General features: G+C 61.9%; 10 protein-coding genes. 7 read left to right on the forward strand and 3 right to left on the reverse strand.

Annotated elements, in window-relative coordinates:
- Positions 1-6 precede the first annotated feature (6 nt).
- Entirely contained in the window at positions 7-1317 is a 1311-nt protein-coding gene (locus tag Q1B27_RS23835) for a hypothetical protein (RefSeq protein ID WP_299852451.1), read from the reverse strand.
- A gap of 113 nt (positions 1318-1430) precedes the next feature.
- On the opposite strand from Q1B27_RS23835, the gene Q1B27_RS23840 reads away from it, so the two are divergent.
- The 5 genes from Q1B27_RS23840 to Q1B27_RS23860 all read left to right on the forward strand — a co-directional run bounded on the left by Q1B27_RS23840 (position 1431) and on the right by Q1B27_RS23860 (position 7537).
- Positions 1431-2474, forward strand: a complete 1044-nt coding sequence (locus Q1B27_RS23840; protein WP_299852454.1) for an NAD(+)/NADH kinase — start codon at positions 1431-1433, stop codon at positions 2472-2474.
- Positions 2475-2486: 12 nt separating this feature from the next.
- Positions 2487-3470 (forward strand): thiamine pyrophosphate-dependent dehydrogenase E1 component subunit alpha, encoded by a 984-nt coding sequence (locus Q1B27_RS23845; RefSeq protein ID WP_299852457.1) that lies wholly within the window; start codon positions 2487-2489, stop codon positions 3468-3470.
- Positions 3471-3497: 27 nt separating this feature from the next.
- Complete coding sequence (locus Q1B27_RS23850; protein WP_299852460.1) at positions 3498-4505, forward strand: alpha-ketoacid dehydrogenase subunit beta; 1008 nt, start codon at positions 3498-3500, stop codon at positions 4503-4505.
- A complete protein-coding gene (locus Q1B27_RS23855; RefSeq protein ID WP_299852463.1) occupies positions 4502-5617 on the forward strand; it encodes an acetoin dehydrogenase dihydrolipoyllysine-residue acetyltransferase subunit in 1116 nt (371 codons plus the stop codon). Before Q1B27_RS23850 ends, Q1B27_RS23855 begins: the two co-directional genes overlap by 4 nt.
- A 183-nt stretch (positions 5618-5800) precedes the next feature.
- Complete coding sequence (locus tag Q1B27_RS23860) at positions 5801-7537, forward strand: sigma-54-dependent Fis family transcriptional regulator (protein WP_299852466.1); 1737 nt, start codon at positions 5801-5803, stop codon at positions 7535-7537.
- Positions 7538-7672: 135 nt separating this feature from the next.
- Here the strand turns inward: Q1B27_RS23860 and Q1B27_RS23865 are convergent, their stop codons facing one another.
- On the reverse strand, positions 7673-8914 hold the full coding sequence (locus Q1B27_RS23865; RefSeq protein ID WP_299852469.1) for an aminopeptidase P family protein: 1242 nt from the start codon (positions 8912-8914) through the stop codon (positions 7673-7675).
- Between the two features lie 157 nt (positions 8915-9071).
- On the opposite strand from Q1B27_RS23865, the gene Q1B27_RS23870 reads away from it, so the two are divergent.
- Positions 9072-10070 carry a P1 family peptidase gene (locus Q1B27_RS23870; protein ID WP_299852472.1) on the forward strand — a complete coding sequence of 333 codons (999 nt, stop codon included), beginning with the start codon at positions 9072-9074 and terminating at the stop codon, positions 10068-10070.
- Between the two features lie 128 nt (positions 10071-10198).
- Here the strand turns inward: Q1B27_RS23870 and Q1B27_RS23875 are convergent, their stop codons facing one another.
- Positions 10199-10996: an alpha/beta hydrolase gene (locus Q1B27_RS23875; protein WP_299852475.1), complete on the reverse strand. Its 798-nt coding sequence runs from the start codon at positions 10994-10996 to the stop codon at positions 10199-10201.
- 80 nt (positions 10997-11076) lie between these two features.
- On the opposite strand from Q1B27_RS23875, the gene Q1B27_RS23880 reads away from it, so the two are divergent.
- Positions 11077-12549 carry an NAD-dependent succinate-semialdehyde dehydrogenase gene (locus Q1B27_RS23880; protein WP_299852478.1) on the forward strand — a complete coding sequence of 491 codons (1473 nt, stop codon included), beginning with the start codon at positions 11077-11079 and terminating at the stop codon, positions 12547-12549.
- The last annotated feature ends 159 nt before the right edge of the window (positions 12550-12708 follow it).

Here is a 12708-nt window from a genome sequence, read left to right on the forward strand (position 1 = left end):
GCCGCTTTACCTAACAAGGGTCGGGATCACTCCCGGCCCTATCGCACGAACCCGTCTTTTCGCGGCGACGGGCTGACCAAGCAAGGCACGGTGTTTCGCCACCGTGCGGCGCGACATCGCGAAATTCGCCCGGCACATCAGCATGCAAAGCGCCTGATCCGACAGCGGTCTTGCCTTATCCTCGGTCTGGATCAGCAAGCCCAGCCGTCTCAGGACCTGGGCCCGCGTCCGATGCGCGGCGTGTTGACTGAAACCCCGGACAAAGAACGTGTCGGCAGGCAATACTCCATGCGGGGTCTGCACCGTACAACCCGCCATCGCCCGGCTGATCGTACTTTTGTGCAGGCCCAGCACCTTTGCCGCGCCCTCCATTGTCAATGGCACAAGATCGGCCAAACGACCGGTTGTCAGAAACCGCACCTGAACGCGGGCCAGGTGCTGCCCGATCCGCAGCATCGTATTGGCACGTTTTTGCAACGCGATGACAAACCCGGCCGCGGCCCCGTAGCAATCTTTGTAATAGGCCCACGCTGCCCCCTCGGTCTCGACCCGCTGAAGACGCGAGAACATGGCGTCATCGGCCAACACATCCGGGATCGCATCGGGGCACAGCCGGACGGCTAACCGACCTTGCGCATCATGGTCCATTTCCAGATCGGGACAGATCACCGGATCAGCGGGTGCGCCGATCATGGCAAGCGGGGCCGGGTTCAGCTCGCGGATATCCTCCACCATCTCCTCGGCATCCTCGCGGTCCACGCCACAGAGCGCGCAGATCGCGTCGAAATCCCGCTGGGCCACCAGATCAAGCCGCTCCAGAAGCACGGCAATGACCGGATCGAAGCGGTTTTTCTCCAGTAACTGCAACCGGAAACACTCAGTCAGCGAACGCGCAAAGGTGCCGATAGGCTCGACAGATGCGTGCAACCGGGCAATCGTGCTGCGCAGCGTTGCGGTATCAACCCCCAATTCGCCACAAAGCACCGCTTCCGTTTCAACCAGAAACCCCCTTTCATCCAGGCAATGCACCAGATCCCGAGCCAGATGCGCCTCGCCCCCGTCAAAGCGGATCAACCCGATCTGTTGCAGAAGCGACTGCGCGGCGTCTTCAAGCTGGACCAGCTCTGCGTCAGGCAGTGACGGGCGCAGCGGGGAACTGGCGCGAACCCTCAGAAATGGATTGCGTCGGCGCTCAGCAGCAAGCTGTTCGGCCACGTCACCTGGCGTCATGTGCAACAGCGACAGGGACGTGCGCATCCCCTGTGACAGGGCCAGTTTCTGTTGGGCAATCTGTTGATGCACCTGCCGCACGGCCACGGCCCCCTTTCCGTTTCCTGCTCCACCACGCACCCCGTCCGATGCACGCAAAACCGGTGGCGCGCAGATTTGGCACGGTTGTTGCTTGTTGATGGTAAGTGGGAGAGCACGACGTGTCAAAAGTAGGGATCATCGCCAATCCTGTTTCCGCGCGGGACATCCGCCGGATCGTCAGCCATGCCGGCAATCTACCGATCAATGACCGGGCCAACATCGTGCTGCGCCTGCTGACCGGGTTGCATACGGCGGGCGTGGATGAAGTGCTTGTCATGCCCGAAAACGGCGGCATCCGGACGCAGTTGATGCGCACCATCGACCGTGAAACACGGGTCGGCGGCGCGCGCTTCCCCAAGGTCACCTATCTGGACATGCCGGTGACCTGCACCGCTCAGGACAGTGCCATCGCCGCCCGGATGATGCACCGGCACGAGGTTGGCGCCATCGTCGTGCTGGGCGGGGACGGCACCAACCGGGTCGTCGTATCGGAATGCGGCAACACCCCAGTTTCGGGCGTGTCCACCGGCACCAACAACGCCTTCCCGGAAATGCGCGAACCCACGATCACCGGGCTGGCCGTCGGGCTGGCGGTGACCCGGCAGATCCCCTGCGATCACGCCTACAGCTTCAACAAGCGGCTTGAGGTCAAGGTCAATGACCGGCGCGAGATTGCGCTGGTGGACGTGGCCATCGTCGCCGAACGCTTCGTCGGTGCCCGTGCGATCTGGAAAACCGAGAATTTTCGCGATCTCTTTGCCACCTTCGGCTCCCCCGACGGGATCGGCATGTCCTCGATCATCGGCCTGCTGGCCCCGCTCAGCCGTGCGGAACCCGAAGGGCGGCGCGTGCAGCTGCACCCCGTGGATCAGGCCTCGCGCCGGATCACCGCCCCCATCGCACCCGGCCTGATCGAAGAGCTGGGCATCGGTTCGGTCGAAACCCTTGAACGCGATATTCTCTACCCGCCCAGCATTTCGGCAGGGTCCATCGCGCTCGACGGCGAACGCGAAATCACCTTCAGCGAGATAGACGAGGTCAGCATCCGGCTTCAGACCGATGCTTTCCGTACCATCAACGTGCCCGAATGCATGGCCTACGCGGCCCGCCACGGGCTTTTGACCAGCGATGCCGACACCCGGCGTCGCACTGCTCAGCACTAAAGGGAGGACAAGATGAGCAATAATCCGTTCCCATTGGACAAGGAGGGGCTTCTGGAAGCCTATCGCCGGATGAAGACCATCCGCGAATTCGAAGAGCGCCTGCATGTCGATTTCGGCCGTGGCGACATCCCCGGTTTCGTACATCTCTATGCCGGGGAAGAGGCCGCAGGCGTGGGCATCATGATGCATCTTGAGGATCACGACCGCATCGCCTCGACCCACCGGGGCCACGGCCATTGCATCGCCAAGGGCGTCGATGTGAAGGGCATGATGGCCGAGATCTATGGCAAATCCAGCGGGTCCTGCGCGGGCAAAGGCGGGTCAATGCACATCGCCGATCTGTCCAGGGGCATGATGGGCGCCAATGGCATCCTGGGGGCCGGCGCGCCACTGGTTTGCGGTGCGGCGCTGGCGGCGCAGAAACTGGGCCATGACGGCGTGGCGATCACGTTTTTCGGCGACGGGGCCTCGAACCAGGGCACGGTGCTGGAATCGATGAACCTGGCGGCGATCTGGAACCTGCCCGCGATCTTCGTCGTGGAAAACAACGGCTATGCGGAATCGACCTCTGTCGATTATGCGGTGGCCTCGGATTCCTATGTCGACCGCGCCACCGGTTTCGGCATGCCCGGCATCACCGTCGACGGCATTGATTTCTTCGCCGTCTACGAAGCCGCCGGAGAGGTCATCCGTCGCGCCCGCGAAGGTGCCGGACCAACGCTGATGGAATGCAAGATGATCCGCTTTTTCGGCCATTTCGAAGGCGACGCGCAGACCTATCGCGCCCCCGGCGAGAATGAGGCGAACCGCGCCAATAACGACTGCATCAAGATCTTCCGCGCCAAGGTGACCGAAGCTGGCGTCGTGAGTGATGCCGAACTGGACGCCATCGACAGCGACGTCATGGCGCTGATCGACGCCGCCGTGGAAGAGGCGATCGCCGCCCCGCTTCCGGGTCCGGCCGACCTGACCACCGACGTGTACGTGACCTACTGACACGTTTGAAAAGAAAGGAGAATTACCATGGCACGTACCTTAAGCATGAAAGACGCGATCAACGAAGCGCTGGATCAGGAGATGAGCCGCGACCCGACGGTGATCATGATGGGCGAAGATATCGTCGGCGGCACCGGCAGCCCCGGCGAGGAGGACGCCTGGGGCGGGGTGCTGGGGGTCTCGAAAGGGCTCTATCACAAGCATCCCAAGCAGATGATCGACACGCCGCTGTCGGAAAGCGCCTATGTGGGTGCCGCAATCGGCGCGGCCACCTGCGGGCTCAGGCCGGTGGCGGAACTGATGTTCATCGACTTCATGGGCGTTTGTCTCGATCAGATCTACAATCAGGCGGCCAAGTTCCGCTACATGTTCGGCGGCAAGGCCGAAACCCCGGTGGTGATCCGGGCGATGTGCGGCGCGGGCTTTCGCGCGGCGGCACAGCACAGCCAGATGCTCAGCCCGATCTTCACCCACATCCCCGGCCTCAAGGTGGTCTGCCCGTCCAACGCCTATGACACCAAGGGCCTGCTGATCCAGTCGATCCGCGATAACGACCCGGTGATCTTTCTCGAGCACAAGAACCTCTACGCCTCGGAATGCGACGTGCCCGAGGAATCCTATGCCATCCCCTTTGGCGAGGCCAACGTGGCGCGCGAAGGCAAGGACGTCACCATTGTCGCCTACGGTCTGATGGTACCCAATTCGCTCGCTGCCGCCGACACGCTCAAGGGCGAAGGCATCGAGGCCGAGGTGATCGACCTGCGCACCCTGTCGCCCATCGACATGGACACGGTGATCGAAAGCGTCGAGGAAACCGGGCGACTGGTCTGCGTGGACGAGGCAAACCCGCGCTGCTCCATCGCCTCGGATGTCTCGGCCGGCGTGGCGCAGGAGGCGTTCAGCGCCCTCAAGGCCCCGATCCGCATGGTCACCGCACCCCATTCGCCGGTGCCGTTTTCGCCCGCGCTCGAAGACCTCTATATCCCGTCCCCGGACCGGATCGCCGATGCCGTGCGCAAGACGATGGGGGCATGACCGGAATGAGTGACCTGATCACACCGATCATCATGCCAAAATGGGGGCTGTCGATGCAGGAAGGCACCCTGGCGGAATGGCATGTCGAAGAAGGCACCGAAATCTCGCCGGGGGACGAGATCATGGATGTCGAAACCGACAAGATCGCCAATGTCGTGGAGGCCGCCGATGGGGGCCTTCTGCGACGGCGCGTCGGCACCGAAGGGCAGGTCTATCCGGTGCGCGCCCTGCTGGGCGTCATGGCCCCCGACAGCGTCAGCGATACCGAAATCGACGCTTATGTCGACGCCTTCGTCGTGCCGAAGGTCGAAGAAGACGAAGATACCGGTCCCACCTACCAGTTCGCCGAGCTGCCCATTGGGCGCATCCGCTATGCCGAACGCGGTGGCGACGGGGTGCCGGTCCTGCTGATCCACGGCTTTGGCGGCGATCTCGACAACTGGCTCTTCAATATCGACGCCATTGCCGGAACCGCGCCGGTCTACGCGCTTGACCTGCCGGGGCATGGTCAGTCCATCAAAGCCGTGGACAATCCCGGACTGGGCGTCATGGTCGACGCGGCTCTGGCTTTCATGGATCATGTGCAGATCGACAAGGCCCACCTGGTCGGTCATTCGATGGGCGGGCTGATTTCGGGCCGGGTCGCCATCGACCATCCGGCGCGCGTGGCGTCCCTGACGCTGATCGGCTCCGCCGGTCTGGGGGACGAGATCAACCCGGACTATGTCGAAGGTTTCGTTGCCTCCACGTCGCGCCGCGAACTGAAACCCAAGCTGCAACACCTCTTTGCCGATCAGGGCCTGGTGAACCGCTCGATGGTCGATGACCTGCTTAAATACAAACGTCTCGACGGGGTGCAGGACTTCCTCGAAAACCTCAGCGCCAGCCTGTTCAGTGGCGGCCAACAGGCCGACCGGATCGCAGACGGGCTCGGCCCGCTTGACTGCCCCTGCCAGATCATCTGGGGTGCCGAGGATGCCGTGATCCCTGCGGCACATGCCAAGGCGATCTCAACCGCTTCCGTCACCGTGATCGACGGGGCCGGGCACATGGTCCAGATGGAACAGGCCGCCAAAGTGAACGACCTGATCAAGGCGCATATCAGCGCCTGATCAAGCGGCGCATCCGGCCAATCTCCCGGTCGGGTGCGCGGTTTTCTGACCGTTCAGGCCGTATAGACAAAGGCATAACTCGTCTTTTTCGGGAAAATTTGTTAACACTGCACGGATGTGACGATCCGGGTCGGGACAGTTTACACCCCGCTCGCGGCGGCACCACCTGGGAGGGGTTCTGCAATGTCCGATGCCAGCACATTTGAAAACCACGTCCGCGAAATCATCTCGGTGGCGGAAGGCGGCACAAGCTCGCGCGATCCCGAAGTGGTCAGTTCATGGCTGCGCTGCCTCAACGATCACAAGCTCGACCCCGAACATAAGGGCGAGGCGATCATCCTGCCCGAAGATCGCCTGCGCCAGCACCAGCAAGAGGCCGAAGACCTGCTGTCAATCGCCCGCTATGGCATGGAAGACCTCTACCGCCGCGTCAATTCGATGGGCTATGTCCTGCTGCTGACCGATGCCAAGGGCGTCACGGTCGATTTCATCGGCGATGAAAAAGTCGACCGCGAATTGAAACGCGCCGGGCTCTATATCGGCTCGGAATGGAGCGAGGAAAACGCCGGCACCTGTGGCGTGGGCGCGTGCCTGTCCTCGGGCGAGGCGATCGTCGTGCACCAGACCGATCATTTCGACATGGCGCACACTCCGCTCAGCTGTACCGCCGCCCCGATCTATGACCTGACCGGCGCGCTCAAAGGGGTGCTTGACGTCTCACTCCTGATGTCCCCGACCGAAAAATACAGCCAGGCCCTGACCCTCGAAGTGGTCAAATCCTGCGTCCGCCGGATCGAGTTGGCCAATCTGGAAACCCATCGCAAGACCGACTGGATCGTGCGGATGAGTTCCTCGACCGAGTTTCTGGGTGTCGATCCCACCAGCGCCTTTTCGGTGGCCGCGGACGGTACGATCTCGGGCATGACCCACGGCGCCATGCAGATGATGGCGCAGGCCGCCAGCGGCGCACCTCAGGACCCGACAAAACTGATCGGCAGACCGTTCGAGGATTTCTTCGATTTTGATTTCAACGATCTGCCGCGCCTGCTGGGGGCCAACACGCCGGGCGAACAGGCGATGGAAACCAGCGACGGTCAGATCGTCTTTGCCAATGTGCAGGCACCGGTGCGCATCCCGCAATCGACCACGCGATCAGACCTGCCCGCCCCCCTTGCGCAAACCCATGGCGGCGATCCTGCGATGAGTTTGCTGGCTGCCAAAGCCGCCCGGATCGTCGACAAGCAGATCAGCATCATCCTTGAGGGGGAAACAGGTGTCGGCAAGGAATTCGTCGCCCGCGCCCTGCACGCCTCGCGCAAAAAGAAGCGCCCGTTCGTGGCGATTAACTGTGCCTCCCTGCCCGAGGCGCTGATCGAAAGCGAGCTTTTCGGATATGCCCCGCATGCCTTTACCGGTGCCGACACCAAGGGCAAAAAGGGCCTGATCGAACAGGCCAATGGCGGCACGCTGTTCCTTGATGAAATCGGTGACATGCCGCTGGCGCTTCAGGCCCGGCTGCTCAGGGTGCTGTCGGAACGCGAGGTGATGGCCGTGGGCGGCACCCGTCCCATCCCGGTCGATATCCGCGTCGTCTCGGCCTCGCACCGCGACCTCAAGCTGCTCGTTGACAGCGGTCAGTTCCGCCAGGACCTGTTTTACCGGCTCAACGGCGTGGTCCTCAGCATCCCGCCCCTGCGCGACCGGCAAGACAAGATCTGGCTGATCAAACGCCTCTCGTCGCTGGTGGCAAAGGATCAGGCTTTCAGCTTCTCCGATGACGCCATCGCACATCTTTGCGCCTATCACTGGCCGGGCAATATCCGCGAGATGATCAACGCGTTCGAACTCTGCTTCGCCCTTTGCGATGGCAATCTGATCGAAGCCAGCGATCTGCCGGAACATATCCGCCCCAGCCCCTGACACCGTTTGACCTCGGCATGAAAAAAGGGCGGCCCTTGCGGACCACCCTTTGCATTTTGCCCGCCCAACGGTTTTGGAAACCGCACCGACGCAATACCGACGTTTTACCGACGTGATACCGACAAGCGTTTTGGCCTATCCAACGACGTTGAAATCGGGGCCGTAGGGATAGCCGGTGATGTTCTCGTTGCCATCCTCGGTGATCACCAGCACGTCATGCTCGCGGTACCCCCCAGCACCGGGTTGACCCTCGGCGATGGTCAGCATCGGCTCCATTGAGATTACCATGCCCGGTTCCAGCACCGTGTCGATATCCTCGCGCAGTTCCAGCCCGGCCTCGCGGCCGTAATAGTGGCTCAACACCCCGAAGGAATGACCATATCCAAAGGTGCGGTATTGCAGCAAATCACGCTCGGCAAAGAAGTCGTTGATCTTATGCGTCACCTCGGCACAGCTCACGCCGGGCTTCAGCAGCGACATGCCATATTCATGGGCGGCCACGTTCGCCTCCCAGATTTTCAGGCTGGCATCGTCGACTTCACCCACGAACATGGTGCGTTCAAGCGCCACGTAATAGGCTGAAACCATTGGGAAAGTATTCAGGCTCAGGATATCGCCGCGTTGCAGATGACGACCGGTAACCGGATTATGCGCGCCATCGGTGTTGACGCCTGACTGGAACCAGACCCAGGTGTCACGATATTCCGCATCCGGGAAGACGCGGGCAATCTCGGCCTCCATCGCGTCGCGGCCCGCCATGGCCACGTCAATCTCGCGGGTGCCTTCGCGAACCGCATCGCGGATAGCATAACCGCCCACATCCGCAATTGCGGTGCACTGACGAATAAGCGCGATCTCGGCGGCGGATTTATGCATCCGCTGCACCATGGTGTGCCCCGCCATATCGACGGTTTTGCCGGGTTTCAGGAACGCTTCCAGCTTACCCTTCTGCACCAGTGTCAGGTGATCACCCTCATAGCCCACGACCTTACCTTCGCCAGATACTGACAGGATCGCCCGCCAGTAATTGTCGCGCTGCCAGTCGGTATAGGTGATATTGTCGCAAAAACACCGCCGCCACGGCTGCCCGGCATCAATCCCGGCGCTGATGGTGACGCATTCGTCCTTGGTCACGACCAGCCCGTAGGGGCGGCCAAAGGCGCAATAAAGAAAGCCCGAGTAATAGGCGATATTATGCATCGAGGTGAAGACAGCGGCGTCAACCCCCGCCTCGGCCATGATCCGGCGCAGACCGGCAACACGGGCTTCGTATTCGGCAACCTCAAAGGCCAGCGGAGCCTTTTCGCCATTGTGGAAACGGTACATTTCCGGGCGGGCGGTGCCGCCAAATTGGGTGGATTCTGGATGTGCAGTCATAGTGACCCTCCTGAAAAGAAAGGTCCCGGCGTTCAGGACTGTTTGGGATATGTATAGGCTTGCGGGGCGACGCCATCGCCCCAGCCTGAGGCTTTTCTTGCCGATCCCGCGCAATCTGGCAAGATGAATCGCGACACCAAGGGGACGTTTTTAAACCATGAGCGCAAAACCCGGCCCGATGAACCTGATCACCGATGTCGCTGGATTGCGCGTGGGCTGCGCGAAGGATGAAACGATCAAGACCGGCGTGACCGTCCTGCTGGGCGACGCGCCCTTTACCGCCGGCGTGCACGTTATGGGCGGCGCGCCCGGCACGCGCGAAACCGACCTGCTGGCCCCCGACAAGACGGTCGAGCAGGTCGATGCGCTGGTCCTGTCCGGTGGCTCGGCCTTCGGCCTTGATGCCGCTTCGAGCGTGGCCGACGGGCTGCGTTCGCTGGGGCGCGGCTTTGCAGTGGGCGATCAGCGCGTGCCCATCGTGCCCGGCGCGATCCTGTTTGACCTGCTGAACGGCGGCGACAAGACCTGGGATGAGAATCCCTATAAACAGCTCGGCCAGCAGGCGCTCGCCGCCGCCGACACCCGCTTCGATCTTGGCACGTCAGGCGCGGGCACCGGCGCGACCACCGCCACGCTCAAGGGCGGGCTGGGATCGGCCTCGCTGGTGCTGCCGTCGGGCCATATGATTGGCGCGCTGGTGGCGGTCAACGCGCTTGGATCGGCGACGGTCGGCGACGGCCCGCATTTCTGGGCCGCCCCGTTCGAGATCGGGACCGAATTCGGCGGTCTCGGCCCGGCACATCACTTCCCCGGTATTCTGGTCCCACCCACGAAACTTGCGCAGCACGCCAATACCACCATCGGCATCGTCGCCACCGATGCGACCCTGACACAGGCGCAATGCACCAGGCTGGCGACTGCCGCCCATGACGGGTTTGCCCGCGCGCTCCTTCCGTCGCACACCCCGATGGATGGCGATCTGATCTTTGCTGCCGCCACCGGCGCCAAACCGCTGACGGACCCGCTGTCCGATACGCTGATGCTGGGGCATGCCGCGGCCACCTGCATGGCCCGTGCCATCGCCCGCGCGATTTTCAATGCAACCCCGGCAGTGGACGATACGCTGCCCTGCTGGTCTGATCTGCCCGGCAGTTGACCGAGCGCTCTGTTAACGGTGCCCGACACCGCCCCAATTACCGACGTAATACCGACGTTTTACCGACGTGATACAGCCGCCGGTTTTGCCTTGTTAACCAAGGGATTGGCCGCTGATTCGCCAACCTCTCAGCCAGATCCCGAAATCAGCGCTTCTGTGATCGCGCTCTGACCATCTTTCAACCCGTCGATCACATCGAAATGATGCCGGTTCGTGTCGACCACATGCGCAGCACCCCAAGCCTCGGCCAGCCATCGCGCCTGATCCAGGAAAACCGGGCGTTCCTCTGCCCCGACCCAGACGGTCACCGGCACCTTCAGCGGTGTCATCAGCGCCGGGCTTTCCGCCACCGCGCGCGCCTCATCCAAGCGGAAATCGGCATTCATCGCCGTCTTGATCAGGGGTCGCAGATCCGACACCGGGGAAATCGGCATGACATGCCCTACGCGCTCGAACACCGCCTTCGGCAACACTCCCGCAACGCACATCCGCGCCACCAGATGCCCGCCCGCCGAATGGCCCGCCAACAGGATTGGCCCATCGGCCCGGGCAGCGACAGCGGTAATCGCCTGCGCTATTTGTCCTGTGATATCAGCAATGTGGACCTGCGGGCAAAGATCATAAGACGGCATCGCCACCGTCCATCCCCGCGCCAGCATGCCGGCGGCGAAATGCGACCAGAACGCCCGGTGAAACTTGAGCCAATAGCCGCCATGCACAAAGACGCAAAGCCCTCTGGACACCCCCTCGGGCATGAAGAGATCAAAGCGCTGCCGGTCGGACGCGCCATAGGCAATCCCAAGCTCGGTCAGCCCCTTGCTGCTCATTCGTCCGCGAAACGCTGCCGCCTCGGCTTCCCAGCGGCCCGGATAAGCCTCTGCCCCCGGAATATAAGGCGCATTGGCATACGCATCGTCCCAATCCATAGGTCTAACTCCCCCGTGGTACTGGACAAGCCTAGCGCAAGATGCTTTGGCTGTGCGAGACCAATTTCAGGGGACACGACATGACCGAGACGAATTTGAAATCGCTGCTGAATGACCCGTCGCTGCTGGCTGAAAAGGCCTATTCGAACGGGGAATGGATCGAAGGCGAAGGCGGCACTTACGATGTGACCAACCCCGCCCGCGGGGACGTGATCGCAAAGGTGGCAGACATGTCGCGCGCGCAGGTCGCCAGCACCATCGCCGGTGCCGAAGCCGCACAAAAGGAATGGGCCAAATGGACCGGCAAGGAGCGCGCCACCGTCTTGCGCAAATGGTTCGACCTGATGATGGAAAACGCCGATGATCTGGCCACCATCCTGACCGCCGAACAGGGCAAACCGCTGGCCGAAGCCAAGGGCGAGGTTGGGTACGGTGCGTCCTTCATCGAGTTCTTCGCCGAAGAGGCCAAGCGCATCTACGGCGAAACCATCCCCGGCCATCAGCGCGACAAGCGCATCACCGTGATCAAGCAACCTATCGGGGTTGCGGCCTCGATCACGCCCTGGAATTTCCCCAACGCGATGATCACCCGCAAGGCCGCCCCGGCGCTGGCCGCAGGCTGTGCTTTCGTGGGCCGTCCGGCAGCGGAAACGCCTTTGTCGGCAACCGTGATGGGCGTTCTGGCCGAACGCGCGGGCATCCCCAAAGGCGTGTTCAATATCGTCACCTCCTCGCGCTCATCCGATGTGGGCAAGGAATTCTGCGAGAACCCGGCCGTGCGCAAACTGACCTTCACCGGCTCTACCGAAGTGGGCCGCATCCTACTGCGTCAGGCCGCCGACAGCGTGATGAAATGCTCGATGGAACTGGGTGGTAACGCACCGTTCATTGTTTTCGATGACGCTGATCTGGATGCGGCCGTCGAAGGCGCGATCATGTGCAAATTCCGCAACAACGGTCAAACCTGCGTCTGCGCCAACCGCATTTATGTTCAGGCCGGTGTCTACGATACCTTCGCCGCCAAGCTGAAAGACGCGGTCAGCAAGATGAAAATCGGCGATGGTATGGAAGACGGCGTGGCGCTTGGCCCGCTGATCAATGCTGATGCCATCGACAAGGTTCAGGAACATGTCGCCGACGCCAAATCGAAAGGTGCCGAAGTGATCCTGGGCGGTGGCGAACCGATGGAAGGCACCGGATATTTCCTGCCTCCGACCATCGTGACCGGCTGCACGCAGGACATGCAGGTGGCGACGGACGAAACCTTTGGCCCCTTCGCGCCGCTCTTCAAATTCGAGAACGAGGACGACGTGATCGCCATGGCCAATGACACGATCTTCGGCCTGGCCAGCTATTTCTACGCCAAGGATCTCAGCCGCGTCTACAAGGTCGCCGAAACCCTGGAATACGGCATCGTCGGCGTCAACACCGGCATCATCTCAACCGAGGTAGCGCCCTTCGGCGGCGTCAAGCAATCCGGTCTGGGCCGCGAAGGCAGCCACCACGGGATCGAAGACTATCTGGAAATGAAATACATCTGCATGTCGGTCTAAGGACTTCAATAGACACGCGAAAGGCGCGGCGAGAAATCGCGGCGCCTTTGTTGCAAAAACGATTTAATTCAAGGGCGGGTTTGAGCCCACTTTGACAAATGCTGCATACTGCACGAATGTCCGTCAAAGCCTGGGTGAACGACAGAAAGGCCCAATCGA

Source organism: uncultured Roseovarius sp. (assembly GCF_947489715.1).
Classification (GTDB): domain Bacteria; phylum Pseudomonadota; class Alphaproteobacteria; order Rhodobacterales; family Rhodobacteraceae; genus Roseovarius.

Excerpts from the sequence above, each read along its gene's own strand:
- Q1B27_RS23845 (WP_299852457.1), top strand. The coding sequence starts at position 2,487 with ATGAGCAATAATCCGTTCCCATTGGACAAGGAGGGGCTTCTGGAAGCC.
- Q1B27_RS23850 (WP_299852460.1), top strand. The coding sequence starts at position 3,498 with ATGGCACGTACCTTAAGCATGAAAGACGCGATCAACGAAGCGCTGGAT.
- Q1B27_RS23855 (WP_299852463.1), top strand. The coding sequence starts at position 4,502 with ATGACCGGAATGAGTGACCTGATCACACCGATCATCATGCCAAAATGG.
- Q1B27_RS23860 (WP_299852466.1), top strand. The coding sequence starts at position 5,801 with ATGTCCGATGCCAGCACATTTGAAAACCACGTCCGCGAAATCATCTCG.
- Q1B27_RS23865 (WP_299852469.1), bottom strand. The coding sequence starts at position 8,914 with ATGACTGCACATCCAGAATCCACCCAATTTGGCGGCACCGCCCGCCCG.
- Q1B27_RS23870 (WP_299852472.1), top strand. The coding sequence starts at position 9,072 with ATGAGCGCAAAACCCGGCCCGATGAACCTGATCACCGATGTCGCTGGA.
- Q1B27_RS23875 (WP_299852475.1), bottom strand. The coding sequence starts at position 10,996 with ATGGATTGGGACGATGCGTATGCCAATGCGCCTTATATTCCGGGGGCA.
- Q1B27_RS23880 (WP_299852478.1), top strand. The coding sequence starts at position 11,077 with ATGACCGAGACGAATTTGAAATCGCTGCTGAATGACCCGTCGCTGCTG.